11 protein-coding genes and 1 pseudogene are annotated in these 14,954 nt (G+C 72.7%); 5 read left to right on the top strand and 7 right to left on the bottom strand.

Annotated elements, in window-relative coordinates; all coding sequences use genetic code 11:
- The 3 genes and pseudogenes from ACZ4WH_RS35430 to ACZ4WH_RS35420 all read right to left on the bottom strand — a co-directional run.
- Positions 1–371: pseudogene (locus ACZ4WH_RS35430) on the bottom strand (crotonyl-CoA carboxylase/reductase); the annotation flags it as partial.
- Positions 372–801: 430 nt separating this feature from the next.
- Positions 802–1,623 (bottom strand): TetR family transcriptional regulator, encoded by an 822-nt coding sequence (locus ACZ4WH_RS35425; RefSeq protein WP_468188581.1) that lies wholly within the window; start codon positions 1,621–1,623, stop codon positions 802–804.
- Positions 1,624–1,783: 160 nt separating this feature from the next.
- A complete protein-coding gene (locus ACZ4WH_RS35420) occupies positions 1,784–3,598 on the bottom strand; it encodes a 3-hydroxyacyl-CoA dehydrogenase family protein (protein WP_468188579.1) in 1,815 nt (604 codons plus the stop codon).
- Between the two features lie 388 nt (positions 3,599–3,986).
- Here ACZ4WH_RS35420 and ACZ4WH_RS35415 point away from each other — a divergent pair, with 388 nt between their 5' ends.
- Positions 3,987–4,568 carry an adenylosuccinate lyase gene (locus ACZ4WH_RS35415; protein ID WP_468188577.1) on the top strand — a complete coding sequence of 194 codons (582 nt, stop codon included), beginning with the start codon at positions 3,987–3,989 and terminating at the stop codon, positions 4,566–4,568.
- Between the two features lie 7 nt (positions 4,569–4,575).
- Here the strand turns inward: ACZ4WH_RS35415 and ACZ4WH_RS35410 are convergent, their stop codons facing one another.
- From ACZ4WH_RS35410 to ACZ4WH_RS35395, 4 genes are all read right to left on the bottom strand, one after another.
- Complete coding sequence (locus ACZ4WH_RS35410) at positions 4,576–5,070, bottom strand: GNAT family N-acetyltransferase (protein WP_468188584.1); 495 nt, start codon at positions 5,068–5,070, stop codon at positions 4,576–4,578.
- Positions 5,071–5,090: 20 nt separating this feature from the next.
- Entirely contained in the window at positions 5,091–5,510 is a 420-nt protein-coding gene (locus ACZ4WH_RS35405; protein WP_468188575.1) for a RidA family protein, read from the bottom strand.
- 134 nt (positions 5,511–5,644) lie between these two features.
- Positions 5,645–7,204, bottom strand: a complete 1,560-nt coding sequence (locus tag ACZ4WH_RS35400; RefSeq protein WP_468188573.1) for an alpha/beta hydrolase — start codon at positions 7,202–7,204, stop codon at positions 5,645–5,647.
- 149 nt (positions 7,205–7,353) lie between these two features.
- Positions 7,354–8,397 carry an Rv2578c family radical SAM protein gene (locus tag ACZ4WH_RS35395; protein WP_468188571.1) on the bottom strand — a complete coding sequence of 348 codons (1,044 nt, stop codon included), beginning with the start codon at positions 8,395–8,397 and terminating at the stop codon, positions 7,354–7,356.
- Between the two features lie 134 nt (positions 8,398–8,531).
- On the opposite strand from ACZ4WH_RS35395, the gene ACZ4WH_RS35390 reads away from it, so the two are divergent.
- From ACZ4WH_RS35390 to ACZ4WH_RS35375, 4 genes are all read left to right on the top strand, one after another.
- Positions 8,532–8,975 (top strand): SRPBCC family protein, encoded by a 444-nt coding sequence (locus tag ACZ4WH_RS35390; protein ID WP_468188569.1) that lies wholly within the window; start codon positions 8,532–8,534, stop codon positions 8,973–8,975.
- A 147-nt stretch (positions 8,976–9,122) separates the two neighbouring features.
- On the top strand, positions 9,123–11,507 hold the full coding sequence (locus tag ACZ4WH_RS35385; RefSeq protein WP_468188567.1) for an MFS transporter: 2,385 nt from the start codon (positions 9,123–9,125) through the stop codon (positions 11,505–11,507).
- Between the two features lie 142 nt (positions 11,508–11,649).
- Complete coding sequence (locus ACZ4WH_RS35380) at positions 11,650–14,100, top strand: ATP-binding SpoIIE family protein phosphatase (RefSeq protein WP_468188565.1); 2,451 nt, start codon at positions 11,650–11,652, stop codon at positions 14,098–14,100.
- A 126-nt stretch (positions 14,101–14,226) separates the two neighbouring features.
- Positions 14,227–14,946, top strand: coding sequence for a class I SAM-dependent methyltransferase (locus tag ACZ4WH_RS35375; protein ID WP_468188563.1), 720 nt, complete (start codon positions 14,227–14,229; stop codon positions 14,944–14,946).
- The last annotated feature ends 8 nt before the right edge of the window (positions 14,947–14,954 follow it).

Below are 14,954 nucleotides of genomic sequence, written 5' to 3'. Positions count from 1 at the left end.
ACGCCCGCGAGGTCGGAGCCGATGATGTGGTACGGCAGGTCATGGCGCTTGGCCAGCTCGTTGGTGCGGCCGTAGCGCTCCAGGAACCCGAACGTGGACAGCGGCTCGAAGATCGAGGTCCACACCGAGTTGTAGTTCACCGAGGAGGCCATGACGGCCACCAGGGCCTCGCCCGGGCCCAGCTCGGGCACGGGGACCTCGTCCAGGTGGATCGACTTGCGCGGGTCCTTGTCGCGGGTCTCCAGGCCCGCGAACATCTCCGTCTCGTCCTTGTGGACGGTGATCGCGCGGTACGACTCGGGCAGCGGCAGGGCGGCGAAGTCGGCGGACGTGGCGTCCTTCGACTGGATCGCGTCCAGGATGTCCTTCACGGTCACGGTGTTGCCTCCGGCGGGTGAGCGCCCTGAGGGAGGGGCGCCTAAGGGTTCGTCGGTGCTGTCAGTGCTGCTGAGGATGGTGAGGGTGTGCCGTCGGTTCGGCTCGGTGGTGCTTCGGCAGCGCTTTGTGGCGCGGGAGGTTGCCTGTGACGCAGGCGTCCGGGCGCGCAGGCCAATGGGCTTGCTGGGACAGCCGGCGAGCGAACGGTCTCTGCTCGCCGGCCGCCCGGACCCCTTCAACGTATGACACCGCGTGTCAGGTGGCAAGGCACTGAGTGCCAGAACGCGCTCTCAAATGAAATCTTTACGTAACAAATGAGCGATGATCGATCGAACGGGCTCTGAAATCTCGCAGAAAACGGCCCCTGACATGCCAAAACGGCCACCCGTTCGGGTGGCCGTCGTCACAGCGGCAGAGAGCGGGTCAGCGCTCCTTGAGAGCCTGCTCGATCGTCCGCATGACCTCGTCCAGCGGGGCGTCGGTCCGGGCTACCGTCACCAGCACCTCGCCGTGCGCGGACGCAGTCGCGGGGGCGGTCGGGGTGGCCGGCTGGGCGGCGGCGCCACGGCCGGCCCCGATGCCGGTGCCGAACGTCTTGCGCACGATCGCGAACGCGTGGTCGAGCTGGGCCTCCACGTCCCCCTGGCCGCCCGCCCGGAGCCAGCGCCTGAGGACGTGGTTGTGGGCGGTGACCACGGCGGAGGCGGCGACCTCGGCCAGCAGCGGATCGTCGTTGGCGTCGTCGGCGTGCGCGTGCTCGTCGAAGTGGCCCAGCAGATAGCGCGTGAACAGGCGTTCGTAGCGGGCCACGGAGGCGATCTCGGCCTCGCGCAGCGTGGGCACCTCGCGCGTGAGCTTGTAGCGGGCGACCGAGATCTCCGGCCGCGCCGCGTACATCTTCATGACCTCCTTGATGCCACGGCACACGGTGTCGAGCGGATGCTCGTGAGCGGGCGCGGCGTTGAGCACCGCCTCCGCGCGGATCAGCGTGTCGTCGTGGTCCGGGAAGATCGCCTCTTCCTTGGAGCGGAAGTGGCGGAAGAAGGTCCGCCGGGCGACCCCGGCGGCGGCGGCGATCTCGTCGACGGTGGTGGCCTCGTACCCCTTGGTCGCGAACAGCTCCATGGCTGCTGCCGCCAGTTCTCGGCGCATCTTGAGCCGCTGGGCGGCGGCGCGACTGCCTGCGGCACTTTCCGGCGCGTCGGGCGTAGCTGGTGTACGTGAGGACTTGGCGGGCTGGGACATGACCCGAACGTACTGCATGTGCGCAGCTCGATGCGCAGGTCCGGGGTGTCCCCCGCCCCCGGAGGGCGGGGGACCTTCGGGCCGGGTGGGCGGGGGAGAGCCACCCGGGTCGAGCAGTCCGCCCCAGTCCTGCTCCGTCCGGAACCAGTCGCCGACGCCGTCAGCGGCGGGCATACTCGCGGAAGCCGCGGCCGGTCTTGCGGCCGAGGCAGCCCGCGGCCACCAGGTGCTCCAGCAGCGGCGCCGGGGCGAGACCGGGGTCGCGGAACTCGCGGTGCAGCACCTTCTCGATGGCCAGCGAGACGTCCAGCCCGACCACGTCCAGCAGCTCGAAGGGGCCCATCGGGTAGCCGCCGCCCAGCTTCATCGCCGCGTCGATGTCGTCGAGGGACGCGTAGTGCTCCTGCACCATCTTGATCGCGTTGTTGAGGTACGGGAACAGCAGCGCGTTCACGATGAAACCGGCCCGGTCGCCGCAGTCCACGGCGTGCTTCTTGATCCGGCCGCAGACCTCGCGCACGGTCGCGTGGACGTCGTCGGCGGTCAGGACGGTCCGCACGACCTCGACCAGCTTCATCGCCGGCGCAGGGTTGAAGAAGTGCATGCCGATCACGTCCTGCGGGCGCGAGGTGGCGCGGGCGCAGGCGACGACGGGCAGCGAGGAGGTCGTGGTGGCCAGGACCGCACCCGGCTTGCAGACCTTGTCCAGCGTGGCGAACAGCTGCCGCTTGATCTCCAGGTCCTCGGCGATCGCCTCGACGGCCAGGTCGACGTCGGTGAAGGCGTCGTAGGAGCCCGCCGGGGTGATCCGCTCCAGGATCCGCGCGGCGGCCTCGGCGGTCAGCCGGCCCTTGTCGACAGAGCGCGAAAGCGACTTGCCGATACGGGCCTTGGCCGTCTGCGCCTTCTCCTCGCTGCGGGCGGCGAGGACGACCTCGTAGCCGGCCTTGGCGAACACCTCGGCGATGCCGGAGGCCATGGTGCCGGAGCCGGCCACGCCGACCGAGCGGACCTCCCGGCCCGCGGTGGGCGCACCGCCGGCCGCCGGGGTCAGCGCGTCCGGCACGACCGTCCCGCTGCCCGGCGCCTCGTAGGTGTAGAAGCCACGCCCGGACTTGCGCCCGGTCAGGCCCGCCTCGCTGAGCTGCTTGAGGATCGGGGCGGGGGCGTGCAGCCGGTCCCGGGACTCGGCGTACATGGCCTCCAGGACCGTCCGCGCGGTGTCGATGCCGATCAGGTCCAGCAGGGCGAGCGGGCCCATGGGCAGGCCGCAGCCGAGCCGCATGGCGGCGTCGATGTCCTCCCGGGAGGCGTACTTGGCCTCGTACATCGCGGCGGCCTGGTTGAGGTAGCCGAAGAGCAGCCCGTCCGCGACGAAGCCGGGGCGGTCGCCGACCGCGACCGGCTCCTTGCCCAGCTCGATCGCGAGGTCGGTGACGGCGGCCACGGCCTGCGGCGCGGTCAGCACCGAGGAGACGACCTCCACCAGCCGCATCGCGGGGGCCGGGTTGAAGAAGTGCAGGCCGAGCACGCGCTCGGGGCGGGCCGAGTCGGCCGCCAGCCGGGTCACGGACAGCGCGTTGGTGCCGGTCGCCAGGATCGTATCCGGGCGGACGATGCCGTCCAGTTCGCGGAAGATCTGCTGCTTGATCTCGTACGACTCCGGGGCCACCTCGATGACGAGGTCGGCGTCGGCCGCCGCGGTGAGGTCCGTGGCGGTGCGGACCCGGGCCAGCGCCCGGGTGCGCTCCTCCTCGGTGAGCCGGCCGCGCCCCACGGCGCGGGCGGTGGCGGCCTCCAGGGTGGCGAGCGCCCGCGCGGTGCGCGCCTCGCTGATGTCGATGCCGATCACGTCGCGGCCGGCCTTCGCGAGGACCTCGGCGATGCCGGTGCCCATGGTGCCGAGGCCGACCACGGCGATCGTCTTGAGCGGGGACAGCGGGGACAGAGCTGAGTCGGACAGGGGAGTGGCCATCGCGGGACTCCAGGAATGAGGGTGACGACGAGGAGCGCGCCGGGTGCGCCGAGGGCGCACCACGGTGCGAGGAGAGTGCGGGTGTTGCCGGGCTGCGAGCGCACACGCCCGGGGGCGCCGGTCCCACGGGCGTGCACACGCCCGGGAGCGGCGGAACTTCCGACCGGCTCTGTCCCGAAGCCGGGTCGTACTGCGGTACACACGGCGTACCGAACCGACCTGCTCGCTCGCGACGGCCGCGTCACCAAACCGTCGCCAGCGGAAATGCGAGAGGGTTACTCGCTCGTATGAGCTTAACCGGCGGGTAACGAGCGCGCCAGTCCCCGACGGGAAACCGACTTTGTGATGTACCTCCCTCGGCCGCCGCGACCCGCCTACGCTGGACCTCGTGGACGAAGAGTTGCGATCGCTCACGGAGCGCTTACGGCATGAGTCGGGCGGCTCGGCGGCGTTCGAGCACCTGCTGGCCACCGGGGACCACGACGAACTGGCGGAGGTGCTCACCGCGCCCGGACAGCCGTTGTGGGCCAGGGAGCTGGCCGCGTTCCGCCTCGGCCGGGCCGGCGACCGGCGCGCCTTCGAGTCCCTGGTGCTGCTGCTCAACCACCGTGACCCGCCGCGCTGCGCCTCCGCCGCGCACGCCCTCGCCCGGCTCGGCGACCCGCGCACGGCCCGGGCCGCCGCCGCCCTCGCCACCAACGAACTCCGCGTCGCCTACGCCCTGCACCCGGTACGGCTCCTGGTCGCGCTGCGCGCCCCGGAGTCCGTGCCCGCGCTGATCACCACGCTGGAGCGGCGGCTGCGCCCGCACGATCCCTACCGGCGGGTGGCCCTTGCCTGCGTGGAGGGGCTGGGCGCGCTCGGCGACGCCCGTGCCCGGCGGGTCCTCACCGAGGCCCTCGCGCACCCCGCGCTGGCCGAGGCCGCGGTGCACGCGCTGGCGCGGATTCCGGAGCAGCAGCCGAGCTGACGCCCGGTCAGCCGCCCAGCGGTTTCACGTACCGCACCTCGGGCACCGGCACGCCGTCCACCTCGAAGGGCTCCTCGGCCCCGTCGGGGCGGAACCCGGCGCGCTCGTAGAAGCGGCGGGCGGGCGCGTTCTCCCTGAGGACCCACAGGAGCATGCGCGGGTACGCCGGGCACCGCGCGACCGACGCGGCGAGCAGTGCCTGTCCGATGCCGCCGCCGAGCCGGTCCGGGTCGACGTAGATCGCGTACAGCTCGGCGTCGCCGGTGCGCGTCCCGCCGTCCCGGTACGGTCCGTGCGCCGCCCATCCGACCACCCTGCCGTCCCGTTCGGCGACCAGGTTCACCACGGAGCCGTCGCCCCGCGTGAACCAGGTCCTCCGCCGCTCGGCGTCCGCGCCGACGCTGAGCCCGTCGAGGTACGGCTGGGGCATGAGTCCCCGGTAGGCGTGCTGCCAGCCGCGGATCCGTATCTCGGAGACGCGGTCGCAGTCGGCGAGGGTCATCTCCCGGATCGTCAGGGGACTCACGCGGCCACCACCGCGAGGGCCTCGACCTCCAGCAGGAACTCCGGCGACACCAGCCCTGCCACCCGCACCGCCGAGGACGCGGGCAGGCGGTCGTCGGGTATGTGGGCGGCGCGGGCCGCGCGGATCGCCGGCATGTGGGCCATGTCCGTGACGAAGTACGTCAGCTTCACCACGTCCCCGAAACCGGCCCCCGCCGCGGCCAGGCAGCGCCGCAGGTTCGCGAACACCTGCCGGGCCTGGGCCGCCGGATCGCCCGCCCCGACCAACTCGCCGTCCTTGTCGAGGGGAAGCTGGCCGGAGACCGCGACGAGACGGCCGGTCGCGGTCACCACATGGGTGTACTGGGCGGCGGGGAACACCCCGGCCGGGGCGGGGATACGGGTCGGTCCACGACCGGCCCGGGACGGTTCGCTCATGCCCCCATGATGGACCACCCCACTGACAACGCCCCTGACGCGCCGGAGGCGTTGCTCTGCGCGGCGCGTGGGTCACCGGCGAAGGCCCGGCCTCCGACCGGCCGCCCCGAACTGCCCGGCGCCTGATCCGTCTCCTACCGCCGGAAGCCCAGCAGCTCGTGCAGGGTCGAGCCACGGGGCGTCGGCGACGCCGACTTCGCCTTCAGCGGCTTCGGGCCGGGTGACTTCGGGCAGACCGCGTCCACCGCCCCCCGGCCGCGCGGCACCCTGCCGTCGCCCAGATACGCGGCCAGATGCTTGTCCAGGCACGTGTTGCCGCTGAGCGTGACACCGTGGTTGCCGCCGCCCTCCTCGACCACCAGGCTGGAGCGGGCCAGCAGCCGGTGGGCCGTGGCACCGCCGGAGTAGGGGGTCGCCGCGTCGTCCGTCGCCTGGAAGAGCAGCGCCGGCGGCAGCGTGCCGTTGGCGATGTCCACCGGCCGCCGCGGGGCCGTCGGCCAGAACGCGCAGGGCGCGTTGTACCAGGCGTTGCTCCAGGCCATCACGGGCGCCTTCGCGTACACGTCCCAGGCGTCCGCGCGCCACCGGTTCCAGCCGCTCGGCCAGGACGCGTCCCGGCACTGCACCGCCGCGTAGACGCTGTAGCCGTTGTCTCCGGCGGCGTCCACGGCCCCGAAGTTCTGGTACGCCTCCACCAGCGGCCCGGTGTTCCCGCGGTGGACCCAGGCCGCGAACGCCTCGGCGAGGTAGGGCCAGTAGCCGTCGTAGTAGGCGCCCGGAACGAAGGTGTCCTCCAGTTCGGCGGCGCCGACCCGGCCCCCGGCGGGCTTCTTCGCCAGGGCCGCCCGCATCGCGTACCAGCGGGCCTCGATCTTCGCGGGGTCCTTGCCCAGCCGGTACCTGGCGTCGTACTTGGCGATCCAGGCCATCAGCGCCCGGTGGCGGTCGTTGAAGGCGTAGTCCTGGCCGAGGTTGTCCTCGTACCAGACCCCCGTCGGGTCGACGATCGAGTCCAGCACCAGGCGGTGCACCCGCCGGGGATACAGCTTCGCGTAGACCGCGCCCAGGTAGGTGCCGTAGGAGTAGCCGAAGTAGCTGATCTTCCGGGCGCCGAGGGCCCGGCGGACGGATTCCAGGTCCCGGGCCGTGCTCACGGTGTCCAGGTACGGCAGGAGGTCGCCGTACTTCCGGCCGCAGGCCGCGGCGAAGGACCTGGCACGGGCGAGGCCCGCGCGCTCCAGCGCGGGCGTGGCCGGCACGGAGTCGGGGCGCACCGGCCTGAAGTGGCCGGGCACGCAGTTCAGGGCGGGCTCGCTGCGGCCGACCCCCCGCGGGTCGAAGCCGATGACGTCGTACCGGGCCGCCACGCTCTTCGGCAGCGACGAGGCGACGAACCCCGCGAGCGCCAGGCCGCTGCCGCCGGGGCCGCCGGGGTTGACCAGCAGCGGGCCCTGGGAGGCCCGCGCGGTGTGCGGGACGCGGGACAGCGCGATGGTGATCTGCCGGCCCGACGGGTCGGCGTGGTTCAGCGGCACCTTCAGGGACGCGCACTGGAGCCTGGGGAAGTCGGTGATGCCGCACTTCTTCCAGTTGAGCTGCGCCGGCCGGGCGGCCTGCGCGGGTACGGCGGTGACCGAGCCCGCCAGCACGGTGGCGGCCGCGGCTGCGCACAGCACGGCTGCGCGTGTTCTCATACGGGTCCTCCCGGGACGGAGGTCTTCGGCGAACCGCGAGGCTCACGGTTCTCGCCGGATCGTCCCGGAGCCGGGGCCCTGAAGAACCCGTTGCGGCGATACTTGACCCGATTGGGCCGTGGGATGCCCTCCAACGCCCCCGGGCGTGCTCACATGAGGCTGAGCTGGACCGGCTCGGGCCCGGTGGGGTCCGGTGCCGGCTCGGCCGGGCGGACGCGGCGGGCCAGCCCCGCGCGCGCGGGCCCGATGCCGTACTCCTGCGCCAGCTCGTGCACCTGACGGGTGATCCGGCGCTGGTACCACTTGGGCGCGTAGGCGCCCTCCGCGTACAGCCGCTCGTACCGCGGCACCAGGTGCGGGTGGTGCTCCCCGAGCCAGGCCATGAACCACTCCCGGGCGCCGGGGCGCAGATGCAGCGCCAGGGGGGTGACGGAGGTGGCCCCGGCCGCCGCGATGGCCCGTACCGTGGCCCGCAGTTGGGCCGGGTGGTCGCTCAGGAACGGGATCACCGGCGCCATCAGCACCCCGCAGCCGATCCCGTGCTCCCCGAAGGAGCGGACGACGTCCAGCCGGCGCTCGGGCGCGGGCGTGCCCGGCTCCACCGTGCTCCACAGCTCGGTGTCCAGGAAGCCGACGGAGACCGAGACGCCCACGTCCGTCACCTCCGCCGCCCGCACCAGCAGATCCAGGTCGCGCAGGATCAGGGTGCCCTTGGTGAGGATCGAGAACGGGTTCGCGTGATCGGTGAGGGCGGAGATGATGCCCGGCATCAGCCGGTAGCGGCCCTCGGCGCGCTGGTAGCAGTCGACGTTGGTGCCCATGGCCACGTGGTCGCCCTGCCAGCGGCGCGAGCCCAGCTGGCGGCGCAGCACCTCGGGGGCGTTCACCTTGACCACGATCTGGGTGTCGAAGCCGATGCCGGTGTCCAGGTCCAGGTAGCTGTGCGTCTTGCGGGCGAAACAGTAGACGCACGCGTGCGTGCAGCCCCGGTAGGGGTTGACGGTCCACTCGAACGGCATGCGCGAGGCGCCCGGCACCCGGTTCAGCACCGAGCGCGCCCGGACCTCGTGGAAGGTGATCCCTCGGAACTCGGGCGTGTCGAACGTCCGGGTGGTCACGGCGTCCGCGCCGAACAGGGCGGCGTCGGCGGCCCGGCCGTGTTCGCTCTCGTCTGTGAGGTTGTCCCAGCGCATGACGCCTCCTCGCTCGCACTGCCCACACAATAGAACACTTGTTCCCATGATCGTGCGAACCTCGATTTGGGCGGCCGGGCGCCGGAGTGGTTGGCTTGCCCCAACCCCGAGGAACCAGGTCGTGGAGGAACGCAATGGCGCAGGTCGAGGCCACTACGGAGCGGGTCGTCGCGGCGGACGCGGAGAAGGTGTTCGACGCCCTCGCCGACTACCGCGGCACGCGGCAGAAGCTGCTGCCCGAGCAGTTCAGCGAGTACGAGCTGCGCGAGGGCGGCGACGGCGAGGGCACCCTCGTCCACTGGAAGCTCCAGGCCACCAGCAAGCGGGTGCGCGACTGCCTGCTGGAGGTCAGCGAGCCCACCGACGGCGAGCTGGTCGAGAAGGACCGCAACTCCTCCATGGTCACCACCTGGCGTGTCACCCCCGCCGGTGAGGGGAGGTCGCGCGTGGTCGTCACCACCACCTGGCAGGGCGCCGGCGGCATCGGCGGCTTCTTCGAGAAGACCTTCGCGCCCAAGGGCCTCGGCCGGATCTACGACGCCCTGCTCGCCAGGCTCGCCGCCGAGGTCGAGAAGTAAGTCCCAGGGACCCGAGGGGCGTTGGCCCCTTCACCGGTTCGAGTGGAATCACATCTCGACCGGGTCGGCGCCGTAACTCGTCGCACTTGCTCGGAGTTGTCGCATCGCGCGGCAATTGTGTGGCAGGTGTGACGAGGGGAGCGCTACGTGAGCGGGATCACTCTGGAGCGGACGGAAACGGTCGCCGCGCCACCTGACCTCCCCGTCCCGGCACCCGCCCAGGCCGTCGGACCGAGCCCCCGCCGGGTCCGGTTGGTGTTCTTCGGGCTGATGCTTGCGCTGCTGCTGGCCGCCCTCGACCAGATGATCGTCGCCACCGCCCTGCCGAAGATCGTCGGCGAACTGCACGGCCTGGACAAGATGTCCTGGGCGATCACCTCCTACCTGCTCACCTCCACCATCGGCCTGCCGATCTACGGCAAACTCGGCGACCTGCTCGGCCGCAAGGGCGTCTTCCAGTTCGCCATCGCCGTCTTCGTCCTCGGCTCCGCCCTCGCCGGCCGGGCCGGGACCATGGACCAGCTGATCGCCTTCCGCGCGGTCCAGGGCGTCGGCGCCGGCGGGCTCATGATCGGTGTGCAGGCGATCATCGCCGACATCGTGCCGCCCCGGGAACGCGGCCGGTACATGGGCCTGATCGGCGCCGTCTTCGGCCTCGCCTCCGTGGCCGGACCGCTGCTCGGCGGCTACTTCACCGACCACCTCTCCTGGCGCTGGTGCTTCTACGTCAACGTCCCCTTCGGCCTGGTCACCCTGGCCGTCGTCGCCGTCGTCCTCGAACTCCCCAAGACCCGCACCCGCGCCCGGCTCGACGTCCTCGGCGCCCTCCTGCTCGCCGCCGCCTCCACCTGCCTGGTCCTCCTCACCAGCTGGGGCGGCACCGAGTACGCCTGGGGCTCCCGGCAGATCCTCGGCCTCGGCGCCGGCGCCCTCGTCGCGACCGTCCTCTTCCTCGTCGCCGAGCGCTTCGCCGCCGAACCCCTCATGCCGCTGCGGCTGTTCCGCGACTCCGTGTTCACCCTCAGCGGCCTGGTCGGCCTGGTGATCGGCGTCGCCCTGTTCGGCGCCGCCAGCTATCTGCCCACCTTCCTCCAGATGGTCGACGGCGCCAGCGCCACCGAGTCCGGGCTCCTGATGCTGCCCATGATGGCCGGGATCGTCGGCGCCTCCGTCATCGGCGGACAGCTCATCAGCCACACCGGCCGCTACAAGATCTACCCCGTGCTCGGCAGCGCCGTCGCCGCCGTCGGCATGTGGCTGCTGTCCCGGCTGGAGACCGACACACCCCGGCTGCACTACAGCGTCTGGATGGCCGTCCTCGGCGCCGGGATCGGCCTGGTCATGCCCGTCCTCGTCCTCGCCGTGCAGAACTCCGTCCGCCCCGCCGACCTCGGCAGCGCCACCAGCGCCAACAACTACTTCCGGCAGATCGGCGGCAGCGTCGGCGCCGCCGTCTTCGGCACCCTCTTCGCCGACCGGCTCACCTCCTCGCTGCACAAGGAGCTGCCCCCGCGCGCGGGCACCGGACTGCCCGCCGCCGACTCGATCACCCCGCAGCTCGTCCACGCGCTGCCCCCGGCCCTGCGCGACGCCTACATCCGCGCCTATGCCGACGCGATGCCCCGGATCTTCCTCTATCTGGTCCCGGTGCTCGCGCTCGGCCTGGTCATCGCCTTCTTCCTCAAGGAGAAACCACTGGTGTCCCACCACACCGCCGAAACGGAGCCGCAGACCGTGACCGCCTCGATCCCCGGTGCCCGGGCGCCCTACGCCGCCGGGGTCCCCGTCTGCGGCACCGTGCAGCACCCCGACGGCACCGTCGTGCCCCGCGCGGCCCTCACCCTCATCGACGTCGCCGGACAGCAGATCGGGCGGGGTGCCAGCGGCGACGACGGGCGGTACGCGCTCAGCACGCCCGGCTCCGGGGCGTACGTGCTGATCGCCGCCGCCGGCGGGCACCAGCCGCAGGCCGTCTCCGTCACCGTCGGCGAACGCCCCGTCGAACTCGACGTCGTCCTCGGCGGCGCCGGACGCCTCGCGGGCAGCGTGCTCACCGCCGACGGCAGCCCCGTCCGGGACGCCACCGTCACCCTCACCAACGTGCACGGCGAGGTCGTCGCGAGCACCCGCAGCGGGCGCGAGGGCGGCTACGTCATCACCGAGCTGGTCGCCGGCGAGTACACCCTCGCCGCCAGCGCCCCCGCCTTCCGGCCCGCCGCGCTCCCGGTCACCGTGCAGGCCTCCCGGGAGACCCGGCAGGACGTCGAACTCGCGGGCGGCGCCGTGCTGAGGGGCACCGTCCGGGCGAGCGGCGGACGGCCCGTGGAGGACGCGCGCGTGACCCTGCTCGACGCCGCCGGGAACGTCGTCGACACCCTCACCACCGGACCCGACGGAACGTTCCGGTTCGTCGATCTCTCCTCCGGCGAGTACACCGTCATCGCCGCAGGTTACCCGCCGGTCGCCACGGTGTTGCAGGTCGCGGGGGGTGGCCGGACGGAACGGGATCTTCAACTCGGCCACGAGGACTGAGCGGGGCGCGCGCTCGCGCGCCGGCGCGATCCGGTGAAACCAATTCCAGGATTGCCACACATCGCGACCGGCCGTCGCCGTACCGTAGTGGCGGGCGGCACAGATCGTTTGCGGACAGCCGTGGGGAGAGGGGGCCTGGGCCATGGACCGTGGCAGCGAGCGGGACACAGCTCCCGGGCGCGGCATCGGCGACACCGCCGCGGGCCGGATCCCGTTGGCCGTGGTCGTCGTCGACCGGACCGGGCTGGTGTCCCACTGGAGCACCGGCGCGCGGCGCCTGTTCGGCCTGAGCCGCGAGGACGCCGTCGGACAGCCCGCGGCCGACCTGCTGCCCGTCTCCGGCGCCCTGCCGGAGGACCTTCAGGACGGGGTGATGCCGGACGCGTACGAGACGTACGACGGACCCGGCCCCGACCTGGAGACCTCGCTCGGCGGGCACACCGGCTACGCCACGGCCGGCCGCGCCCGCCTCTGCCCGCCCCCGCAGACGCCCGACGGCGAGCGGCTCGACGTGCTGTGGTGGGCCTACCCGCTGGTCGGCCCGGACCCCGCCCGGCTGCTCGTGCTCGCCGCCGACGCCACCCGGCTGCGCGACGAACGCGGCTACGACGACGAGACCGTCGAACGCGTCGCGCCCGGCTTCGCCCGCCACACCGAACTCCCCGCCTCCGAGGAACTCGAACGGCGGCTGCCCGAGATCCTGCCCAACATGGGCCCGGGGCTCAGCGCCCGCATCGTCGCCCAGGTCCTCGAACTCGGCTACCCGGTCCTGGAGTTCAGCCAGTCCGACCGGGTGCCCGTGACTCCGTACTGGGGCGTGCCCCGCCGCCCCGGACGCGCCCGCGCCGAAGCCGTCGTACCGCAGCAGCGGGTCGCTTCCGTGGTCCCGTCCGGCGCCGAACAGGACCTGGAGTACGCAGCCGTCCGCGAGCGGCTGGAGTTCCTCAACGAGGTCAGCTCCGGCATCGGCTCCTCCCTGGACCTCGGCGAGACGATCCGCGAGGTCACCAGCGCCGCCGTGCCCCGGTTCGCGGACTTCGCCGGCACCCATCTGCGGGCCGCGGTGCTGGCCGGCGAGGGCTTCCCGGACGGCCCGCCGGACGCCAGCACCGTGATGTTCCGCGTCTGGGTGGAGCACAACGACGAACCGGGCCGCTGGGACGACACCGTGCCCGTCGGCGAGGCCTTCGCCTTCCCCGAGCACACCCCGTTCTACCAGTGCATGGTGACCGGCGAGCCGGTGCTCGTCCCGAGGGTCACCGAGGAGCTGTCCGAGCGCATCTCCGGCGAGTTCGAGAAGCGCGACCTGCGGCCCCTCATCGGCGGCCGGTCCCTGCTGATCGTGCCGCTGAAGGCGCGCAACGTCGTCCTCGGCTTCATGGTGCTGATGCGCCGCCCCGACCGACCGCAGTTCGACGACATGGACCGCACCACCGGCGCCGAACTCGCCGCCCGCGCGGGCCTCGTGCTCGACAACGCCCGCATGTACACCTACCAGGAGAACGTCGCCGACACCCTCCAGGACAGCATGCTGCCGCAGGTCACCCCGAGGATGGCCGGTTGCGACATCGCCACCCGCTATCTGCCCGGCACCCGGCTCGGCCGGATCGGCGGCGACTGGTTCGACACCATCAAACTGCCCGGCTCCCGCACCGCGCTGGTGGTCGGCGACGTCATGGGCCACGGCCTGAACTCGGCCGCGATGATGGGCCAGTTGCGCACCGCCGTCCAGACCATGGCCGCGATGGAGACCCCGCCCGCCCAACTGCTGCGCAACCTGGACGACCTGGCCCGCAGGCTCGGCGACACCTACCTCGCCACCTGCCTGTACGCCGTGTACGACCCGATCCGCGGTGAGCTGACCCTGGCCAACGCCGGTCACATCCCGCCCGTGCTGGTCCGCGCCGAGGACGGCAGGAGCGAACTCCTCGAGCTGCCCACCGGAGCCCCGATCGGCGTCGGCGGCGTCCCCTTCGAGGTCACACGGGTCAAGGTCGCGCCCGGCGACCGGCTGGTGCTGTGCACCGACGGCCTGGTCGAGGTGCGGGGCTCCGACATCGGCGAGGGCCTCGCCGCGCTCTGCGAGTCCGCCGCCCACCCCGCGGCCTCCATGGACGACGCCTGCGACACCATCATCCGCGCCCTGAACACGCGCGGCGGACGCAAGGACGACGTCGCCCTGCTCATGGCCCGCCTCAACGGCATCCCCGACGAGCACGTCGCCGAGTGGCGGCTCGACGCCGACCCGCGCGAGGTGGCCCGGGCCCGCCGCCTGGTCCGCGAGCAGCTCCTGGACTGGGGCCTGCCGCAGGCCGTGGAGACGGCCGAACTGCTGGTCAGCGAGGTCGTCACCAACGCCGTCCGGCACGCGGAGAGCGACCGGATCGGGCTGCGGGTGGTCCGCACGGACGCGCTGCTGTTCGAGGTCACCGACGACGAGCCCGCCCTGCCCGCCATGCTGAGCGCCGGCCCCCACGACGAGTCCGGTCGCGGGCTGCGCGTGGTCAGCCGACTGGCCCGGGAGTGGGGCGCCAGCGCCACCGGGCACCGCAAGACCGTCTGGTTCGAGCAGGCCGTCACCACCGGCCACTGACGCGGGCCCGCGCGTCGCCCGGAGCGACCGGGGCCCGTACATCTCGTGAAGGTGGCCGCCCGCCCCTTGCCCCACTCCCGCTTCCCGCGATATTCCGATCACGGAACCGACCCGTGGGGAGATCGTATGAACGTCTCGGAGAACTACCGCAACGCGTGGGAGAGTTACTGGCGCGAGACCTCCGACGCCCGGGGCGAGGCGATCTGGGACGCCGACCCCTCCCTGAGCGCCGCACCGCACAGCGACCTGCTCCTGCCCCACGCCGACACCGGCCGGACGATCGTCGACCTCGGCTGCGGCAACGGCACCCAGACCCGCTATCTGGCCACCCGCTTCGGCCACGCCGTCGGCGTCGACCTCTCGCACGCCGCCGTCGAGCACGCCCGCCGCGCCGCGAACGGCGACCCCGTCGAGTTCCAGCAGCTCGACCTCACCGACACCGACGCCGTCCGCGCCCTGCACCAGCGGCTCGGCGACAGCCATGTCTACATGCGGGCCGTCATCCACCAGAGCGAACCGGCCGCGCGCCCCGCCGTGGCCGCCGCCGTCGCCGAACTCATCGGCACGGAAGGCCGCGCCTTCGTGGTCGAACTGACCTCCGGCTCCCGCGACGTCCTCCAGCGGGCGGCGTCCGAGCCGGGCGGCCCGGGGCCCAAGCTCCAGCGCGTCTTCCACCACGGCCTCAAGCCCGCCGACGCCCCCGACGAGGAGATCCCACGGCTGCTTGTCAAGGCCGGTCTCACCGTCCTGGCCGACGGCGAGACGACACTGCCGCAGACCGAGCACCTCGCGGACGGCACCCGCATCGACCTGCCGGCCCGCTGGTTCGTCCTCGCCAGGGCCTGACCGGACCC

It is taken from the genome of Streptomyces sp. NPDC029138, from assembly GCF_055564375.1.
Note: the sequence above shows the minus strand (reverse complement) of the source record. Positions and strands in the feature narration are given on the sequence as shown.

What these genes read in the sequence shown, in the direction of transcription:
- ACZ4WH_RS35390 (WP_468188569.1), top strand. Translation starts at nt 8,532, where the DNA reads ATGGCGCAGGTCGAGGCCACTACGGAGCGGGTCGTCGCGGCGGACGCG.
- ACZ4WH_RS35420 (WP_468188579.1), bottom strand. Translation starts at nt 3,598, where the DNA reads ATGGCCACTCCCCTGTCCGACTCAGCTCTGTCCCCGCTGTCCCCGCTC.
- ACZ4WH_RS35410 (WP_468188584.1), bottom strand. Translation starts at nt 5,070, where the DNA reads ATGACCCTCGCCGACTGCGACCGCGTCTCCGAGATACGGATCCGCGGC.
- ACZ4WH_RS35375 (WP_468188563.1), top strand. Translation starts at nt 14,227, where the DNA reads ATGAACGTCTCGGAGAACTACCGCAACGCGTGGGAGAGTTACTGGCGC.
- ACZ4WH_RS35425 (WP_468188581.1), bottom strand. Translation starts at nt 1,623, where the DNA reads ATGTCCCAGCCCGCCAAGTCCTCACGTACACCAGCTACGCCCGACGCG.
- ACZ4WH_RS35395 (WP_468188571.1), bottom strand. Translation starts at nt 8,397, where the DNA reads ATGCGCTGGGACAACCTCACAGACGAGAGCGAACACGGCCGGGCCGCC.
- ACZ4WH_RS35380 (WP_468188565.1), top strand. Translation starts at nt 11,650, where the DNA reads ATGGACCGTGGCAGCGAGCGGGACACAGCTCCCGGGCGCGGCATCGGC.
- ACZ4WH_RS35405 (WP_468188575.1), bottom strand. Translation starts at nt 5,510, where the DNA reads ATGAGCGAACCGTCCCGGGCCGGTCGTGGACCGACCCGTATCCCCGCC.
- ACZ4WH_RS35400 (WP_468188573.1), bottom strand. Translation starts at nt 7,204, where the DNA reads ATGAGAACACGCGCAGCCGTGCTGTGCGCAGCCGCGGCCGCCACCGTG.